The sequence below is a fragment of the Microbacterium sp. PRF11 genome, from assembly GCF_031844085.1.
In the GTDB taxonomy this organism is placed as follows: domain Bacteria; phylum Actinomycetota; class Actinomycetes; order Actinomycetales; family Microbacteriaceae; genus Microbacterium.
In genome coordinates this window covers 376,456-393,287 of the sequence record NZ_JAUZUP010000002.1, presented here as the reverse complement: position 1 = coordinate 393,287, position 16,832 = coordinate 376,456, and the positions used below count along the sequence as shown (strand labels likewise).

Sequence of the window (16,832 nt, the reverse complement as noted above, 5' to 3'; positions counted from 1 at the left end):
CCACCGTCCGGGCCGGAGCGGGTCGTGACCTCTCGACGGCGAGATCACTTGACCGCGGCGGAGGGCGCGGTGGCGGGCGGGACCGCCCGGGCAGGGCGGGTCAGGCCCGCGCGGCGGCCGGCGGCGGCGCGGTCGACCCGCGCACGATGAGCTGCGACGGCAGCACGGTGTTTTCGGTCGGGACGGAGCCGCCCATCGCCTGCAGAAGCAGCTCCACCGCGAGCGCTCCCGAACGGGCGATGGGCATGCGCACGGTCGTGAGGCTGGGGGTGACGGCGCCTGCGAGGTCGATGTCGTCGATCCCGACGATGCTGACATCGTCGGGGCACACGCACCCGAGCTCGGCCATTCCGGCCTCGAGCCCGAGGGCGACGAGATCGTTGTAGGCGATGACGGCGGTCGCCCCGGTGGCGACGGCGGCGGCGGCCGCCGCCCGGCCGCCCTGGATCGAGGCCGCGTTGTGGCTCAACCGCGACAGGCGGATGCCGAAGCGTGCGCACGCTCGCTCGACGGCGTCGGCGCGTTGCTCGTCCGCCCAGGATCCGTGCGGGCCGGAGGCGTAGGAGATGTGCGAATGGCCGAGAGCGGAGAGGTGTTCGACGGCCTGGGTGGGTCCGCGCTCCGCGTCCATGACGACGCACAGCGCGCCGTCGAGGACGCGGTTGACCACGACGTGGGGGGTGTCGCCGACGAGCTCGAGCACCTCGGTCTCGGGCAGGCGCGGCGAGCACAGCACGAGACCGTCGGTGCGGCAGCCGAGCTCGATCGCCTCGCGCTCGCGGCGGAGGTCCTCGTCGGCGTCGAACAGCACGATGCGGTGGCGCCCGTGCCACGCCTGCCCCTGGATGGCTTTGAGGAGGGTCGCGTAGACCGGGTTGGCGGCATCCGGGACGATCACCGCGATGGTGCGGGTGCCGACGGCCGCTTGCGGCGCGGCATAGCCCAGCTCGACGGCCGCGCGACGCACGCGCTCGAGCGTCGCGGGCGCGAGACGGTCGGGCTCGCCGAACGCGCGCGACGCGGTCGCGATCGAGACGCCCGCGTACTTCGCCACCTCGGTGAGATTCGCCGCCATGTCCACCCCCTGCCGTCGTCGTCCCATCATCGCCCATGCCGCCATGTAAAAGCTTGACAAGTTTGTACAAACCACGCACAATGCTTTCATGCCGATCATCGACGATCTCCCCGAGTCGACCCGCGCCGCCTCGACAGGAACCCGCGCGTGAGCGCCCGAATGCGCCGCGCGACCGTGTCCGCGCCGCCCGCACCCGGCGGCGCCGGCATCCTGCACCTCGGCCTCGGCAGCTTCCACCGCGCGCACCAAGCCGTGTACACCGCCGCCGCGATGCGCGCCGACGGCGGGGACTGGGGCATCATCGGTGTCGCCTCCCGCTCGCGCCGCGTGGTCGACGCCCTGCACGCGCAGGATCACCTGTACGCCGTCGCGACGATCTCGCCCGACGACGCCTCGCTCGTCGTCCCGGGCGTGCACACCGACTCGTACGTGGCCGCCACCGACCCGGCCCGGGTCGTGGACGACCTCGCCGACCCGCGCATCCGCATCGCGACGCTCACGGTCACCGAGAACGGCTACAGCTACTCGCCGTCCACCCAGCGCCTCGACGTCACCGACCCGGTCGTCGCCGCCGACCTCCGCGGCGCAGACCCCCGCTCCACGATCGGCCAGCTCGCGCGCGGCCTGCAGCGTCGCGCCGCTCTGGGCGGCGAGCCGATCTCCATCCTGAGTTGCGACAACCTCGTCTCGAACGGCTCGCACACCGAGAAGCTCGTGCGCGACTTCCTCGGGGAGCTCCCGGATGCCGAGGGTGCCGACGTCCTCGCCTACCTCGACCGGGCCGTGACCTTCCCGTCGAGCATGGTGGACCGCATCGTGCCCGCCACGACACCCGAGCTCGTCGACCGCGTCGCGGCGCTGCTGGGCGTGCGCGACGACGTCCCCGTCCCCGCCGAGCCGTTCACGATGTGGGCGATCGAGGACCGCTTCGCAGGAGGGCGGCCCGCGTGGGAGGCGGGAGGCGCGGTGTTCACCGACGAGGTCGGCGCCTACGAGCAGCTCAAGGTGCGACTACTCAACGGCACGCACTCCCTCATCGCCTACCTCGGCGCGCTGCGCGGGGCGGCGACGATCCCGGATGCCATCGCCCTGCCCGACATCGAAGCCGCCGCCGCCGCGATCCTGCGCCAGGAGTACGAGCCGTCGGTGACCGCCCCGGCGGGCGTCGACATCGCGCAGTACGAGAGCGACCTCTTCTCGCGCTGGGGCAACAGCGCGCTCGGGCACCGGACGAGCCAGGTCGGTTCGGACGGGTCGGTCAAGCTCGGTCAGCGCATCCCCGGCCCGGTGCTCCAGGCCTTCGAGCGCGGCGCGTTCCCGCACCTGATCGCGCTGACGGTCGCGGCCTACCTCGCCTGCATCGCGCCTCCCGCGGGCTTCGACCCGGGGCCGCACGCCGCCGCGATGGCCGATCCCGCGCGCGAGCGGCTGAGCGCCGTCACCACCCGCGGCGGGCGCGATCTCGCCGCTCGCGCGATCGTCGACCTGCAGCTGTTCGGCGAGGAGCTCGCCCACCGCAGCGGCTTCGTCGACCGCGTCGGCGATCTGCTCGACACGATCGTGTCGCGCGGCGTCGATCACGCCATCGCCGACAGCCTGTCGGCATCCGGCGCCCTGGCACCGACGACCCCCTGACCATCCGGCGCCCGTCGGGCGCATCGACACGAAGGAGACGCGATGAAGCTACTCGCGATCCACGGCGCGGAGGACATCCGCTGGGAAGACCGACCGACGCCCGAGCCCGGTGAGGGCGAGGTGCGCCTACGCGTGCGCTACGTCGGCATCTGCGGGTCGGATCTGCACTACTACTTCCACGGCAAGAACGGCGAGTACGCCGTGCGCGAGCCCCTCACCCCCGGCCACGAGCTCTCAGCCGTGGTCGATCTCGACCCCTCGGGGCGCCTGGCACCGGGGACGCCCGTGACGGTGCACCCCGCGCGATTCGGCCCGTCCGTCCCGGGGCTCGAGCAGCGCCCGCACCTGCGCACGGGCGGCGACTACCTCGGCAGCGCCGCGGGCTTCCCCCACCGTCAGGGCGGGGCGGCCGAGTTCCTTATCGTCGAGGAGCACATGGTCCGTGCGCTCCCCGAGGGTCTGCCGCTCGAGCGCGCCGCACTCGCCGAACCTCTCGCCGTGGCGTTGCATGCGGTCGGCCTCGCGGGCGACCTGACCGCAAAGCGCGCCCTCGTCGTCGGCGCCGGTCCCATCGGTCTGCTCGTGGTCGCCGCCGCCGTCGACGCCGGCGCCGCCGTCGTGGGCGCGAGCGATGTGCGCCCCGAACCCCTCGGACGGGCGACCACCCTCGGCGCGGGCGAGACGTTCCTCGTCGGCACCGACGCGATCGACCCCGAGTCCTTCGGCGTCGTCTTCGAGTGCTCCGGCGTGGGCGTCGCCCTCACCCAGGCCGTACGGGCGGCCCGCCGCGCCGGCACGGTCGTGCAGGTCGGGATGCTCCCCGACGCCGACATCGGGGTGAACCTCGCGCCGATGCTCGCCAAGGAGCTGACCGTTCGCGGCGCGTTCCGCTTCTCGACCGAGATCGACGACGCGATCGCCCTCTTGGCCTCGACCGACGCCCTCGACGCGGTCGTGTCGCACGTCGTCCCCGCGACCGACGCCGAGGCCGCCTTCGCCACGGCGCGGGACTCCTCGGCATCCGCCAAGGTCCTTCTCTCCCTCTGACACCCGACACATCATCACTACGAAGGAGTAATCCGATGAGCAGCTCTTCCGCCCCCGGCGTCGACGCGTCGACGCCGCCGCCCGTCGCCAAACGATCCGTCGGCGACCTCGCCCGCGCCGCCGTCTCGGGCTGGCTCGGCACCGCGCTGGAGTTCATGGACTTCCAGCTCTACTCGCTCGCCGCCGCCCTCGTCTTCAGCCAGATCTTCTTCGCGGGAGGGGATGCCGCGATGGCCGTCGTCCTCGCGATGGCGACCTACGGCGTGGGCTACGTGGCCCGACCGGTCGGCGCGTTCTTCTTCGCACGCATCGGCGACAAGATCGGCCGCAAGCAGGTGCTGTTCTACACGATCCTGCTCATGGGCGCGGCGACCACCCTCATCGGCGTGCTGCCCACGTACGAGCAGGTCGGCATCCTGGCCCCGATCCTCCTGGTGATCCTGCGCCTCGCCCAGGGCTTCGGCGCGGGAGCGGAGATCTCGGGCGCCGGCGTCATGCTCGCGGAGTACGCCCCCGACAACCGCCGCGGCATCGTCGCCTCGCTCGTGGCCCTGGGCACCAACTGCGGCACGCTGTTCGCCTCGGGCATCTGGGCGATCCTGCTCGCCGTGATGATGGAGAGCGACGTCATCGCGTGGGGCTGGCGCATCCCCTTCATCGGCAGCGCGGTGATCATGCTCTTCGCCCTGTGGGTGCGCTTCAACCTCAAGGAGAGCCCGGTCTTCGAAGAGCGCACCGACGTCGTCGACGGCAAGGCGCTCTCGCGCGCGGAGCTGCAGAAGGTCGCCACCGAGACCAACGACATCCGCACCCTGGAGTCTCTGCAGAAGAAGCCCCTCAAGGCCGTCCTCGTGTCGTTCTTCCTGCGCTTCGGTCAGGCCGGCAACTCCGGCCTCGTGCAGACCTACCTCATCTCGTTCATCACGATCACCCTGGCCATCTCCAAGGAGGTCGGCCCCGAGATCGTCATCGTGTCGTCGCTGATCGGCTTCATCACGATCCCCCTCGTCGGCTTCCTCGGCGACAAGTTCGGCCGCCGCCGCATGTACATCGTGATGTCGGCCCTGTCGCTGCTGCTCATCGTCCCGACGCTGCTGCTGATCAACTCTCGCGAGGTCGGCTGGATCTTCGTCGGCTACGCGCTCATCCACAACATCTCGGTGCTGGGTCTGGCATCCATGGAGAACATCTCGATCCCCGAGATCTTCGGCGCCCGCAACCGCTACACCCTCACCGCGGTCGTGCGCGAGATCGCGGCCATCGTCGCCACGGGCATCGGCCCGGTCGTCGCCGCCGCGTGGGTGGCCGCCGCGACCGGCAGCATCGTGCCGATCATGGTGCTCATGGGCATCTTCACGGCCTCGGCGCTGGTCGCCGCGATCGTCGCTCCCGAGTGGACCGGTCGCGACCTGACCGACCCGCGCGCCGCGATGTGACCCGCGGGGCTCGACGCCCCGCACCCGGGCGGGCTCTGACGGCGAGTCCGCCCGGCATCCCTCCGCATCGCGAGCCCCTGTCGCGTCCGCGTGGCCCCGGGGCCACGCAGGACGCCCCGGGGCCACGAACGCCCCCGCTTCGGCTCCGCTTCCCTCTCCTCAGAAAGTCCCCGCATGAGCATCGCCTCCGTCGACGTCATCGTCACCAGCCCCGGCCGCAACTTCGTCACCCTCAAGGTCGTCACCAGCGACGGCGTCGTCGGATGGGGGGATGCCACCCTCAACGGCCGCGAGCTGTCGGTGGCGTCGTACCTCTCCGACCACCTCGCCTCGACGCTGATCGGCCGCGACGAGGACCGCATCGAGGACACCTGGCAGTACCTGTACCGGGGCGCGTACTGGCGCCGCGGACCGGTCACCATGGCCGCGATCGCCGCGGTCGACATGGCGCTGTGGGACATCAAGGCGAAGAAGGCCGGGATGCCGCTGTACCAGCTGCTCGGTGGGGCCAGCCGCGACGGGGTGCGCGTGTACGCGCACGCCTCCGGCACCGACTTCGCGGCCCTGTCGAACGCGATCACCGGCTACCGCGAACTCGGGTTCACCGCGGTGCGCGTGCAGACCGGCGTCCCGGGCCTCGGCCAGATCTACGGCGTCTCGGCCGCCGGTCCAGGCGTGCGCTACGACTACGAACCCGCGAAGCGCTCCGGCGACCGCCCGGCCGAGGAGACGTGGGACACCCGGCAATACCTCAACCACATGCCCGGCGTCTTCGCGAAGATCCGCGAGGAGTTCGGCACCGACCTGCGCATCCTGCATGACGGCCACCACCGCATGACGCCGATCGAGGCCGCCCGCTTCGCGAAGGACGTCGAGCCCTACGACCTGTTCTGGCTCGAGGACGCCACCCCCGGCGAGGACCAGACGGCGCTGCGCCTCATCCGCCAGCACTCGACGACCCCGCTCGCGATCGGCGAGGTCTTCAACACGGTCTACGACTACCAGACCCTCATCACCGAGCGCCTGATCGATTACGTGCGCTCGGCCGTCACGCACACCGGCGGTATCACCGCGATGAAGAAGCTCCTCGACTTCGCCGCGATCTACGGCATCCGATCCGGCATCCACGGCCCCACCGACATCTCGCCCGTCGGTATGGCCGCCGCCCTGCACCTGGACCTCGCGATCCACAACTTCGGCATCCAGGAGTACATGCCGCACAACGAGCAGACCCTCGAGGTCTTCCGGACGTCGTTCACGTTCGACCGGGGCTTCCTGCACCCGGGAGACCAGCCGGGTCTCGGCGTCGAGCTCGACGAGGAGGCCGCCAGCGCGTTCGAGTACACCAAGGCCTACCTGCCGGTGAACCGCCTGCTCGACGGGACCGTCCATGACTGGTGAGCTCCCCGCCCGCACGCTGTCGTCGAAGCTCGTCGTCGTCGCGCGGGCGTCGGCCGCATCGGACTACGCCCCGGTGCTCACGGCGCTCGCCGAGGGAGGGGTGCGGAGCGTCGAGCTGACGCTGACCACGCCCGGCACCTTCGATGCCTTCGCCGCGCTGCGCTCCACCTTCGACGGCGATCTCGGCATCGGGACCGTGACGACCCTCGACCAGCTCGAGCGCGCGATCGACGTCGGCGCCGACTACCTCGTGACACCGATCACCTCGTCCGTGCTCGTGGAGCGGGCGGTGGCCGCCGGCATCCCGATCGTCCCCGGCGGACTCACCCCGACCGAGCTGCACTCGTCGTGGGCGGCGGGCGCCACCGCGGTCAAGATCTTCCCGGCCGGCCAGGTCGGCCCGTGCTATCTGAAGGATCTGCGCGGGCCGTTCCCCGACATCGCCGTCATCCCCTCCGGAGGGGTGGATGCCGACTCCGCGGCCGCGTGGCTCTCGGCGGGGGCCGTGGCGGTCAGCGTCGGCGGCCCCTTGCTCGGCGACGCGTTTCACGGCGGCGACCTGGGTGCGCTGCGCGAGCGGGCGAGGCGGTTCGTGGAGGTGTGCGGGTCGTGAGCCGCATCGTCACCATCGGTGAGACCATGGCGCTCGCCCGCACCACCGAGATCGGTTCGCTGCGGCACGCCTCCGGTCTCGCGCTCGGCATCGGCGGAGCCGAGAGCAACGTCGCGATCGGCCTGCGCCGTCTCGGTGTCGACACCGCGTGGCTGGGCCGGGTGGGCGATGACCCCCTCGGCGAGCGCATCGCGCGCGAGCTCCGGGCCGAAGGCCTCGAGGTGCACGCGGTCGTCGATCCCGGCGCGCCCACGGGCTTGATGCTCAAGGAGCGGCCGTCCGCGGCATCCACCGCCGTGCACTACTACCGGCGCGGTTCGGCCGGCTCCCGTCTGGCGCCCGACGATATTCCGGCGGGATGGATCGAAGACGCCGACCTGCTGCACGTCACGGGGATCACTCCCCTGCTGTCGGACACCGCCCGCGCCGCCGTGCTCTCAGCCGTCGAGCGCGCCCGCGCCGCCGGCATCCCCGTGAGCTTCGACGTCAACTACCGCTCCGCCCTGGCGACCGCCGCGGTCGCGGGGCCGATCCTTCGCGAGATTGCGGAACGGGCGTCCCTCGTGTTCGGCGGGGTCGAGGAGCTCGCGCTCATGGGTCCGGATGCCGAGGACGCGCTGCTAGCGGCGGGAGTATCCCGGGTCGTGGTCAAGCGCGGTCCCGACGGGGCCGCGGTGCGGACGGCGCACGGCACGACCGAGGCGCCCGGTTTCCGCATCGATGCGCTCGACACGGTCGGCGCGGGCGACGCCTTCGTCGCCGGCTTCCTCAGCGCCGTGCTCGAGGGCCTCGACCTGCCCGACACGCTCGTGCGCGCGAACGCGTGCGGCGCGATGGCGTGCCTCGTGCCCGGGGACTGGGAGGCGGCGCCGACCCGGCGCGAGCTCGACCGGTTCCTCGCCGGCGGCGGGGATCCGGTCCGTCGCTGACGCGCGACGGGTCAGGGCGGCGCGGGCGCGCCCGGCGAGGTCACGTGATCTCGTCGAGATCGCGGCACATGGCGTGTGCTGTGGCCGACATCACGTGATCTGGCTGAGCGCCCAGAGGCGCCCACGCCTACGGCCGCAGCGGCAGCAGCGCGCTCAGGTCGGCGCGGACGCCGGAGGCGACGATCCGGCCGGCCGTGACGGCATCCGCCCAGTGCTCTTCGCCCGTGGCGACGGCGATCCACGTCGCGGCATCGGTCTCGACGACGTTGGGGGGCGTACCGCGGGTGTGACGCGGGCCCTCGATCACCTGCACGGCGCCGAAGGGCGGAACGCGCATCTCGACCGAGTTGCCGGGCGCCTTCTCGACGAGCAGTTGCAGGAGGTAGCGGACCGCGGTGGCGGTGACCGGGCGGGGCGCGTCGCCGGCGGCCACCGCGGCGAGTGCAGCACGGCCGTCTCCGGTCTCGATGCGGCGGGGAGGCATGGCATCCACGGTACCTTCGGAGCCCGCGGACCCGGTTGAGTGTCCAGGACATGCTGTGTCCGACGGACCGGCCGCGGCGTGTCCTGGACACTCAACCGGTGCCCCCGCGCTCGATAGGCTGGCCGCGTGAGAATCCTGGTCCTCGGTTCGGGCGCGCGCGAGCACGCCATCATCCTCGCCCTGCGCTCCGAGGAGGAGTCGCACGCGATCTTCGCCGCCCCGGGCAACGCGGGCATCGCGCGCGAGGCGCACCTGGTCGACCTCGATCCGATGGATCCCACCGCGGTGCTGACCTTCGCCCAGGAAGAGGCGATCGACCTCGTCGTCGTCGGCCCCGAGGCGCCCCTCGTCGCCGGGGTCGCCGATCCGCTGCGCGCGCACGGCATCCCGGTGTTCGGTCCGGGCAAGGCCGCAGCCCAGCTCGAGGGCTCGAAGACCTACGCCAAACGCATCATGGATGCCGCCGGCGTCCCCACCGGCGGCTCGGTGCGCGCGCACGATCTCGCTGCCGTCGAGGGCGCCCTCGATCGGTTCGGTGCCCCGTACGTCGTCAAGGCCGACGGGCTGGCCGCGGGCAAGGGCGTCATCGTGACCTCCGACCGCGCCGCCGCCCTCGCCCACGCCGAGAGCTACCTGCCGAGCGGTGCCGTGCTGATCGAGGAGTTCCTCTCGGGACCCGAGGTGTCCCTGTTCTTCCTGAGCGACGGCGACCACGTCGCCCCCCTCAGCCCCGCCCAGGACTTCAAGCGCCTGCGCGACGGCGACGAGGGACCCAACACTGGCGGCATGGGTGCGTACTCCCCGCTGCCGTGGCTCACGGAGCGCTTCGGCGGCGAGGACGAGTTCGTCGCGCAGGTCACCCGCGACATCGCCGAGCCCGTGATCCGTCAGATGGATACCGAGGGCACCCCGTTCATCGGACTGCTCTACGCCGGGCTCATCCTCACGGAGCAGGGCGTGAAGGTCATCGAGTTCAACGCCCGCTTCGGCGACCCCGAGACGCAGGTCGTGCTCCCCCGCCTGATCGACCCTCTGTCGCGCCTGTTGCTGGCCGCGGCCTCCGGCACCCTCGAGGACGAGCCGCGTCCCGCCTTCGCCGAGGCGACCGCTGTCACCGTCGTGCTCGCGAGCGAGGGCTACCCCGAGGCGCCCCTCACCGGTCGGGTGCTCACGGGCATCGATGAGGCCGAAGAGGTCGACGGCGTGCACGTCGCCCACGCCGCCACGGCGCTTCGCGACGGCGAGCTCGTCGCGACCGGCGGACGCGTGCTGAGCGTCGTCGCCACCGGGTCGACGTTCGGCGAGGCGCGAGAAGCGGCCTATGCCGGTCTCGAGCGCATCGGCCTCGAGGGCGGTCAGTACCGCAGCGACATCGCCGCAAAGGTCGCTCAGGACTGAGGTTCGCGCTCCGGGAGCGGAGGAGATTCCGGCTGCGGAGGACCGAGCCCGCGGCATCCGTCCTCCCCTCGCGGGACCTCCTCCCGTCGCGCACGAGGATCACCCCGTAGCCTCGACCGATGACCCCCGCCGCTTACGACGCCCGCGCCGATGAGTACATCGCGGCGCTCGGGACGATGGATGCCGTGCACCCGGTGGACCGGCGCATCGTCGAGACGTGGGCCGCCGGCGTCAGCGGACCGGTGCTCGACGCCGGCTGCGGTCCGGGCCACTGGACGGCGCATCTCGTCGACCTCGGCGTCGACGTGCGCGGTGTCGACCTCGCGCCGCGATTCGTCGCGCACGCGCGGGCGGCGCATCCCGGCATCCGTTTCGACGCCGGCACCATCGACGACCTCGAGGTGGCGGACGGGGAGGTCGGCGGCATCCTGTCGTGGTTCTCGACCATCCATCACGCGCCCGACAAGATCGGCGGGCCGCTGCGCGAATTCGCGCGGGTCCTGCGACCGGGCGGCTCGCTCCTGCTCGGGTTCTTCGTCGGCCCCGGGATGGAGGCCTTCGACCACGCGGTGGTGCGCGCCTACCGCTGGCCCGTCGCGGAGCTCGCGCGAGAAGTGGATGCCGCCGGCTTCGACGTCGTCGAGACGCACACGCGCGAGACCCGCGGCGAGCGTCCGGTCGGGGCGTTGATGTGCGTGCGTCGCCGATGACGGGCATCGTGATCGAGCGGGCCCGCGCGGAGGACGCCCCCGCCGTGGCGGCTTTCCAGACGCTCGCCTGGCAGCAGACGTACCGGGGGATCGTCGACGACGCGCTGCTCGATGTCCCCGTCGCGGATCGCGTGGGCCGGTGGGCCGAGCGGATCCGGTCCGGTTCCCGCGTCGTCACGGTCGCACGGGCCGACGGCGTCGTCGTGGGCGTGGCCAGCACGGCGATCGACGACCGGCCTCACGCGGGGCTCCCGCCGCTCGAGCTCTGCACCCTGTACCTGGAACGAGACGTGCAGGGGACCGGTTTGGGGGCGCGCTTGCTGCACGCCGCGATCGGCGACGAGGACGCGCACCTGCTCGTCTTCGACGTCAACGGGGGAGCGCGGCGGTTCTACGAACGGCGCGGCTTCCGGCCGGAGAGCATGGCTCTGCTCGACGCCGGTACCGGGCTGACGGAGCGTCGGTGGGTGCGGCGGAGGGCCGCTCACGAGGGGAATCCGGGACGGTGACGTGACGAAATCGCCGCCCGGTGCGTCTCATCGATGTTCCCGATCTGCGGAACCCCGCCCGGCCGGCGCCCCTCCCCCATCCGCGCCGGCCGGGTGTGCGGCGGGCAGCGGAGGAGAAATCCGCAGCGGAGGGCCCAGGCCACGGCATCCGCCCTCCCCTCCCCGAATCCCCTCCCCCGCCCTACCCGGCCCGCCCGCAACACCGACAGCGCAACCCCGGGGAGCGGAGGAGAAACCCGCAGCCGAGGGCCCAGGCCACGGCATCCGCCCTCCCTCCCCCGAATCCCCTCCCTTCGCTACCCGGCACATACAGGCGGGAACGCCGAACGCCGCCGCCCCTCGGAAGGGACGACGGCGTTCGATGATGCGGCTTACTCGCCCGCGGCGGCCGGGGCGGCCTGCGCCGTCTGGGCCGGAGCCGCGTCGCGCGGGGCGCCGTGCGGGCGGATCATCGAGGGTCGGCGCATGAAGAGCACCGCGATGAGGCCGAGGCCGATCACGATGATCGGCAGGATGAGCGACTGGCCCATCGCCGTCGAGAAGCCGGGGACCACCTGCGGCGGCAGCGCCCCACCGCCGAAGCTCGCCGACGCGTCGGCCGCTCCGGGCAGGTTGGCTTCGAGGCGCGCCTGCATGAAGGCGGCGATGGATGCCGAGCCGATCACGGAGCCCACGGTGCGGGTCGTGTTGTAGATGCCCGCTCCCGCTCCCGCCTGACGCGGCGGCAGGTTGCGCGTGGCGGTGGTGGCGAGAGGACCCCACATGCCCGCGTTCCCGACGCCCATCAGCGCCGAGGGGATGAGGAACATCCAGATCGGCGCGTCGTTGAGGATGAGCGCGACGTAGATGCCGAGCGAACCGCCCACCAGCAGCAGACCGGGGACCAGCAGGAAGCGGGGGTCCGTGCGGTCGAGCAGCTTGCCCGCGAACGGGGCGAGGACGCCCGAGAGGATCGCGAGAGGGACGAGCAGCAGCGCCGACTCGGTGGGCGTGAGGCCGCGGGCGAGCTGCAGGTAGAACATCTGCGGCAGCGCCATGCTCGTCACGGTGAAGCCGACCGCCGCGATCGCGAAGTTGGCGACCGAGAAGTTGCGGTCCTTGAACAGGACGAGCGGGACGAGGGGTTCGCCCGTGCTGCGGCCCTGCGTCCAGATGAAGACGCCCATCACCACGACGCCGGCGATCACCATCGCCCAGATCCACGCGGCCCACGCGTAGTGCTCGCCCTCCTGCAGGCCGAAGACGATCAGGAACAGACCGACCGCGCTGAGGACGACGCCGAGGATGTCGAACCTGTGCGCCGTCCGGGGCAGCTGCGGCACCAGGATGACCGCGGCGATGAAGCCGATGATGCCGACGGGGATGTTGATGAAGAAGATCCACTCCCAGCCGAAGCCGTCGACCAGCAGGCCACCGGCGAGGGGGCCGACGAGCGTCGCGACGCCGGCGGTCGCTCCCCACAGACCCATGGCCGCGCCGCGGTTCTGCGGCGGGAAGGTGCGGGTGATGACGGCCATCGTCTGCGGGGTCATGAGCGCCGCGCCCAGGCCCTGCACGGCGCGAGCCGCGATGAGCACCTCGAGCGAGGGCGCGAGGCCGCACGCGAGAGACGCGATCGTGAAGATCGCGAGACCCGTGAGGTAGATGTTCTTCGGGCCGAAGCGGTCGCCGAGGCGGCCGGTGATCAGCAGGGGAACGGCGTAGGTCAGCAGGTAGGCGCTGGTGACCCACACGACGTTGTCGAGGTTGTTGGTGTTCGGGTCGAGCGCGGCCTTGATCGCGGGGTTCGCCACCGAGACGATCGTGGTGTCGACCAGGATCATGAAGAACCCGATGACCAGGGCCCACAGGGCCGGCCAGGGACTCTTGGCGGGGGTCTTGAAGGACCCCGTCGAGCGGGATGCCGCGGAGGCGGCGCGGGAGTCGGTCATGGTGTGGTCTCCTTCGAGACGCGATGCTTCTTTTTGATGTGATCGGGGATCTCGGCGATGCCCCAGGCGAGGGAGCGATCGTCGAGGCGCGCACGCAGGGAGTCCTGCCACGCGATTTCGGCGTCGAGCAGAGCGGCCTGCCGCTGCAGCTCGATGAGGAATTGGTCGGGGGTCTCGCGCTCGGCCGCACGGTCGAGGCCGGTGCGGTGTTCGTCGAGGGAGGCGACGAGCAGTGCGCGGCGGCGGTCGAGCAGGTCGATGACCTCGTCGCGTTCGAGGTTGTGCGCTTCGGACAGCGCGACACGGAAGTCGGTCGACCGGTCGATCTGGGGCAGCTCCGCGCGCACCCATTCCTCGACGGCCCGGTGGCCGGCATCCCGGAGTGTGTAGGTGGTGCGCTCGGGGCGGTTGCCGTCGCGGTCGACGCCGACCTCCGCGAGCAGCCCGTCGCGCTCGAGGCGCGCGACGGTGTGGTAGATCGTGCCCTTCTGCAGGGGCACGAGCCGATCGTCCCGACGCTCTTTGAGCAGGCGCACGAGCTCATAGGTGTGCATGTCGCCCTCGCGGAGCGTCGCCAGGATCATGACGGCGACGGGAGTGAGGCGGCTGGTCTCCGGCATCCGTCCTCCTTATGGTCCGTGTCGACTAGTCCACATGGACTATACGCCCGATGGTCGCTGAGCGCCAACGCTCGTGGAGAAACGTCGAGTGTCCAGGACACGCCGGGCCCCGGTGGGATGGGGCGGCGTGTGCTGGACACTCGACGGGGCGGGCGGGCCTAGGAGTCGCGGGGCGTCTTCTCGGGCTCGGGTGCGGACTCCGCGGGGGCGGGAGAGGAACCGCGGGGCTGACGCCACCGAATCGGGATGCCGAAGATCCCGCGCTGATTCGGCTCCTCCACCTCGAGCCCGTAGTGCTCGCCGATCGAGTCGCGCAGCTGCGCGCGCTCCGCCTTGTCGTAGGCCTTCAGCTCGCGGCGGAACGCCACGACCGTCGCCCAGCAGATCGCGAGCAGCACGACGCTGAACGGCAGCGCGATGCTGATCGCGGCGGTCTGCAGCGCCTGCAAGCCTCCGGCGATGAGCAGCGCGAACGCGATCACGGCGGTGGCGAGGGCGAAGAAGACGCGCACCCAGTTCTTCGGCTCCTCTTCGCCGCCGGTGGCGATCATGCTCATCACGAGCGCACCGGAATCGGCCGAGGTCACGAAGAACACCGCGATCAGGATCAGGAAGCCCACGATGAGCACCACCGAACCCGGAATGCCCTCGAGCATCTGGAAGAGCGCCGTCGAGACGTCGACCGATCCGTCGGCCCCCGTATAGGAGGCCGTGCCGGTCAGCTCTCCATAGATCGCACTCCCACCGAGCACGGTGAACCACAGGATGCCGACGAGCGTGGGCACCAGGATCACGCCGACCACGAACTCGCGCACGGTGCGACCGCGCGAGATGCGGGCGATGAAGATGCCCACGAAGGGCGCCCACGAGATCCACCAGCCCCAATAGAACGCCGTCCACGCACCCTGCCAGGCGACGCCGTCATCGCCGGCGTAGGCGCTGACGGTGAACGAGAGCCCCACGAAGCTCTGGATGTAGTTGCCGATCGACTGGACCACATCGCGCAGCAGGAACTCCGTGGGGCCGGCGAAGAGCAGGAACAGCATGAGAAGCCCGGCGAGGACGAGGTTGATGTTCGAGAGCCACTTCATGCCCTTGCCCACGCCCGAGAGCAACGAGAAGAGCACGAGCCCGGTGATGATGCCGATGATGATCGCCTGGCTGACGATGGTGGGAGGCACCACGCCCAGGAAGTCGAGCCCGGCGCTGATCTGGATGACGCCCAGACCGAGCGAGGTGGCGACACCGAACAGCGTGCCGACGAGTGCGGCGACGTCGATCGCGTTGCCCCAACCGCCCTGGACGAGACGCGCCCCGAGGATCGGCTCGAGAGCCCAGCGGATGGTGCGGGGGCGCTTGCGACGATGGAAGGCGTAGGCGAGCGCCAGCCCGAGCACGACGTAGATCGACCAGGCGTGCACGCCCCAGTGCAGGAAGGTCTGCGACATCGCCTGCTGCGCGAGCTCCGCCGGGGTGCCGGTGACGCCCGGTCGCGGCGAGACGAAGTGGCTGAGCGGTTCGCTCACCCCGTAGAACACCAGTCCGATGCCCATGCCGGCGGCGAACAGCAGCGAGAACCACGAGACCGTCGAGAACTCGGGCTCGTCGTCGTCCCGGCCCAGCTTGATGTTGCCGAACCGGCTGAATCCCATCGCCAGGGCGAACACCACGAAGAACGCCGCGATCAGCACGTAGTACCAGTTGAAGGTCGAGACGATCGCCGTCTGGACGCTGGTGAAGGTGGCCTCCGCGGCCGCGGGGAAGAACAGCGCGAACGCGATGAACGCCAGAGCGATACCCGCGGCCGGCCAGAACACCCACCCGCGGATGGTCTTGTGGCCACTCCCCAGGTGGGGGTCGACGGATACCGCGTTGTCGGAGGCTGCATCGGTCATCCTTCTAGGCTAGCCAGGTGCCTCCCGCCGCCCCGGGGGCGGGCGCCGTGCGCGCCGGTGTGGAACAATCCGCACGGGTGCGTCGCGCGCGCACCCGCAATAATGAGCGGGTGACCTCCGCTCCCCCCGTCGATCTCCCCGGCTGGCGCCACGTCTACTCCGGCAAAGTCCGCGACCTCTTCGTACCCGCCGACACCGCCGACGACGCCGCACCTGCCCGCCTGCTCGTGGTCGCCAGCGACCGCGTGAGCGCCTTCGACCACGTCCTGTCCCCCGGCATCCCCGACAAAGGCGTGCTGCTGACGACGCTCAGCCTGTGGTGGTTCGACCAGCTCGCCGGAGCCGACGGCGGGCGTGCGATCCCCAACCATCTGCTGCCCGACCACGAGCTCTCGGGCGACGACGCGGTGGCGTCGATCCCGGATGCCGTCCAGGGACGCGCCATGCTCGTGCGCTCGCTCGACATGCAGCCGATCGAGTGCGTGGTGCGCGGCTACCTCACCGGATCGGGCTGGGCGGAGTACCGGGCGGAGGGCACGGTCTGCGGCATCCCCCTTCCCGAGGGGCTCGAGGACGGCGATCGCCTCCCGGAGCCGCTGTACACCCCGGCGTTCAAGGCGCCGATGGGTGAGCACGACGAGAACATCACCTTCGAGCGCTCGGTCGAGATCGTCGGGGCCGAGACCGCCACCGCCCTGCGCGACCTCTCCCTCGAGATCTACCGTCGCGCCTCGACGACCGCCGAGGCACGCGGCCTGATCCTGGCCGACACGAAGTTCGAGTTCGGTTTCGACGATGCCGGCGTGCTGACGCTGGCCGACGAGGTGCTCACCTCGGATTCGTCGCGCTACTGGGATGCCGAGGCCTGGCGCACCGGGAGCACCCCCGCCGAACGCATGGCGAGCTTCGACAAGCAGATCGTGCGCAATTGGCTGGCGGAGAACTGGGACAAGCAGGGCGAGCCGCCCGCCCTCCCGCCCGAGATCGTCGAGCGCACGCGCGACCGCTACGCGACGCTGCTGCGCCTGCTGACGGCATCCTGACTCGCGCGTCGTTCGCGAGGTCACACGATCGGGTCGAGGTCACACGTCCCGACACCGGAAATGCGTGTGATCTCGAACGGAACGTGTGATCTCGGCATCCATCCAC

Annotated in this window: 15 protein-coding genes; 10 read left to right on the top strand and 5 right to left on the bottom strand. The window is 71.3% G+C overall.

Annotated features, from left to right (window positions below; genetic code table 11):
- Positions 1 to 100: 100 nt before the first annotated feature.
- Positions 101 to 1,075 (bottom strand): LacI family DNA-binding transcriptional regulator, encoded by a 975-nt coding sequence (locus tag Q9R20_RS07410; protein ID WP_311248735.1) that lies wholly within the window; start codon positions 1,073 to 1,075, stop codon positions 101 to 103.
- A 147-nt stretch (positions 1,076 to 1,222) separates the two neighbouring features.
- Between Q9R20_RS07410 and Q9R20_RS07405 the strand changes: the two genes are divergently transcribed.
- The 6 genes from Q9R20_RS07405 to Q9R20_RS07380 all read left to right on the top strand — a co-directional run bounded on the left by Q9R20_RS07405 (position 1,223) and on the right by Q9R20_RS07380 (position 8,136).
- Positions 1,223 to 2,710: a mannitol dehydrogenase family protein gene (locus Q9R20_RS07405; RefSeq protein ID WP_311248734.1), complete on the top strand. Its 1,488-nt coding sequence runs from the start codon at positions 1,223 to 1,225 to the stop codon at positions 2,708 to 2,710.
- 42 nt (positions 2,711 to 2,752) lie between these two features.
- Positions 2,753 to 3,757, top strand: coding sequence for a zinc-binding dehydrogenase (locus Q9R20_RS07400; protein WP_311248733.1), 1,005 nt, complete (start codon positions 2,753 to 2,755; stop codon positions 3,755 to 3,757).
- Between the two features lie 35 nt (positions 3,758 to 3,792).
- Complete coding sequence (locus Q9R20_RS07395; RefSeq protein WP_311248732.1) at positions 3,793 to 5,193, top strand: MFS transporter; 1,401 nt, start codon at positions 3,793 to 3,795, stop codon at positions 5,191 to 5,193.
- A 174-nt stretch (positions 5,194 to 5,367) separates the two neighbouring features.
- Positions 5,368 to 6,594, top strand: a complete 1,227-nt coding sequence (gene manD / locus Q9R20_RS07390) for a D-mannonate dehydratase ManD (protein WP_311248731.1) — start codon at positions 5,368 to 5,370, stop codon at positions 6,592 to 6,594.
- Positions 6,584 to 7,207, top strand: a complete 624-nt coding sequence (locus Q9R20_RS07385) for a bifunctional 4-hydroxy-2-oxoglutarate aldolase/2-dehydro-3-deoxy-phosphogluconate aldolase (protein ID WP_311248730.1) — start codon at positions 6,584 to 6,586, stop codon at positions 7,205 to 7,207. Before manD ends, Q9R20_RS07385 begins: the two co-directional genes overlap by 11 nt.
- Positions 7,204 to 8,136, top strand: a complete 933-nt coding sequence (locus tag Q9R20_RS07380) for a sugar kinase (protein ID WP_311248729.1) — start codon at positions 7,204 to 7,206, stop codon at positions 8,134 to 8,136. The genes Q9R20_RS07385 and Q9R20_RS07380 overlap by 4 nt, the downstream gene beginning before the upstream one ends.
- Before the next feature lie 127 nt (positions 8,137 to 8,263).
- On the opposite strand, the gene Q9R20_RS07375 is transcribed toward Q9R20_RS07380, so the two are convergent.
- Entirely contained in the window at positions 8,264 to 8,620 is a 357-nt protein-coding gene (locus tag Q9R20_RS07375; RefSeq protein WP_311248728.1) for a sterol carrier family protein, read from the bottom strand.
- Between the two features lie 126 nt (positions 8,621 to 8,746).
- Between Q9R20_RS07375 and purD the strand changes: the two genes are divergently transcribed.
- The 3 genes from purD (at position 8,747) to Q9R20_RS07360 (ending at position 11,237) form a co-directional block, all read left to right on the top strand.
- On the top strand, positions 8,747 to 10,018 hold the full coding sequence (gene purD, locus Q9R20_RS07370) for a phosphoribosylamine--glycine ligase (RefSeq protein ID WP_311248727.1): 1,272 nt from the start codon (positions 8,747 to 8,749) through the stop codon (positions 10,016 to 10,018).
- 119 nt (positions 10,019 to 10,137) lie between these two features.
- Entirely contained in the window at positions 10,138 to 10,728 is a 591-nt protein-coding gene (locus Q9R20_RS07365) for a class I SAM-dependent methyltransferase (protein ID WP_311248726.1), read from the top strand.
- Positions 10,725 to 11,237, top strand: coding sequence for a GNAT family N-acetyltransferase (locus Q9R20_RS07360; RefSeq protein WP_311248725.1), 513 nt, complete (start codon positions 10,725 to 10,727; stop codon positions 11,235 to 11,237). The genes Q9R20_RS07365 and Q9R20_RS07360 overlap by 4 nt, the downstream gene beginning before the upstream one ends.
- 371 nt (positions 11,238 to 11,608) lie before the next feature.
- Here Q9R20_RS07360 and Q9R20_RS07355 read toward each other — a convergent pair whose 3' ends face one another.
- The 3 genes from Q9R20_RS07355 to Q9R20_RS07345 all read right to left on the bottom strand — a co-directional run bounded on the left by Q9R20_RS07355 (position 11,609) and on the right by Q9R20_RS07345 (position 15,683).
- Complete coding sequence (locus Q9R20_RS07355; RefSeq protein ID WP_311248724.1) at positions 11,609 to 13,168, bottom strand: MFS transporter; 1,560 nt, start codon at positions 13,166 to 13,168, stop codon at positions 11,609 to 11,611.
- Positions 13,165 to 13,788, bottom strand: coding sequence for a helix-turn-helix transcriptional regulator (locus Q9R20_RS07350; protein ID WP_311248723.1), 624 nt, complete (start codon positions 13,786 to 13,788; stop codon positions 13,165 to 13,167). The genes Q9R20_RS07355 and Q9R20_RS07350 overlap by 4 nt, the downstream gene beginning before the upstream one ends.
- A 158-nt stretch (positions 13,789 to 13,946) precedes the next feature.
- Complete coding sequence (locus Q9R20_RS07345) at positions 13,947 to 15,683, bottom strand: BCCT family transporter (protein ID WP_311248722.1); 1,737 nt, start codon at positions 15,681 to 15,683, stop codon at positions 13,947 to 13,949.
- A gap of 110 nt (positions 15,684 to 15,793) precedes the next feature.
- On the opposite strand from Q9R20_RS07345, the gene Q9R20_RS07340 reads away from it, so the two are divergent.
- Complete coding sequence (locus Q9R20_RS07340) at positions 15,794 to 16,726, top strand: phosphoribosylaminoimidazolesuccinocarboxamide synthase (RefSeq protein WP_311248721.1); 933 nt, start codon at positions 15,794 to 15,796, stop codon at positions 16,724 to 16,726.
- Positions 16,727 to 16,832: the final 106 nt, after the last annotated feature.